The following is a 960-nucleotide window of genomic DNA, read 5'->3' as shown; positions in this document are numbered from 1 at the left end:
ATTTCAAGAACTGCTCATTCCCGACCATCCCGATCTTGGTGACGCCCAAACGCTGTGCCGCAGCCATGACAGCGGCGACCGATTTGTAAGGCACCACCGCCACAGGGCGCAGATGCACCTCAGGCTGGTCTGGTGCGGCTGCAACAGCCTGCAGCTTGGAGTCGAGCTCCGCACTGTTGACCGTCACACCATTCCAGGCCACCGTACCATCAAAGTCCACGTCGATATTGACGACCACTGGTTCTGTCGTCTTCGGCGGTGGGTTGCCTGTCGGCATATTGAGGTTGATCGCATGATTCTGGATAGGAATCGTAATAATCAGCATGATGATCAACACCAGCATCACGTCGATGAGCGGTGTCATGTTCATCTCTATCATTACTTCCGGATCAGCAGAACCGCCGCCGGAACCCATTTGCATACCCATGATTGTGTTCCTTTGCTTAGTTGCGTGGTGGTGGTTCGATCACAAAGCCCACCTTGGCGATACCGGCACGCTGGGCCGTCAGGATGGTTTTGCCGACGAATTCATAACGCGCATTCTGGTCGCCACGGATATGCACTTCCGGTTGCGGTATCTTCACTGCTTCGACTTTGAGCTTGTCGAACAGGGCATCGGTGCCCGACAGCGGTTTCATGCTGCCGTTCCAGAACATATCACCGTCTTTGTTGATCGACAGGGTGATGTTTTCTGGTTTGGTCTTGTAAATCTGGTTGTGTTCTGCCGGAAGCTTGAGTTTGACCGTGTCAGTAATCACCGGTGTGGTGATGAGGAAGATGATCAACAAGACCAGCATGACGTCCACCAGCGGGGTGGTGTTGATGGTACTGTTGACTTCGTCTTCGCCGTCACCATCATTGCCAATTGCCATTGCCATAATGTGTTCTCTTTCGTGTTACGCAGACCTTTTAAGACCACTCAACACAGAGGCACAAAGACACAGAGAACTGCAGGAGGAA

The 960-nt window shown here is 52.8% G+C and carries 2 protein-coding genes; both read right to left on the bottom strand.

Features of this window, described 5'->3' with window-relative positions; all coding sequences use genetic code 11:
* Window positions 1-427, bottom strand: a 427-nt coding sequence (locus ACO0LH_RS28455) for an ExbD/TolR family protein (RefSeq protein ID WP_422944521.1), incomplete at its 3' end; no start/stop codon positions are given.
* Between the two features lie 16 nt (window positions 428-443).
* Window positions 444-878: an ExbD/TolR family protein gene (locus tag ACO0LH_RS28450; protein WP_422944520.1), complete on the bottom strand. Its 435-nt coding sequence runs from the start codon at window positions 876-878 to the stop codon at window positions 444-446.
* Window positions 879-960 lie beyond the last annotated feature (82 nt).

The sequence above is a fragment of the Undibacterium sp. TJN19 genome, from assembly GCF_049339485.1.
GTDB lineage: Bacteria > Pseudomonadota > Gammaproteobacteria > Burkholderiales > Burkholderiaceae_D > Undibacterium.
Note: the sequence above shows the minus strand (reverse complement) of the source record. Positions and strands in the feature narration are given on the sequence as shown.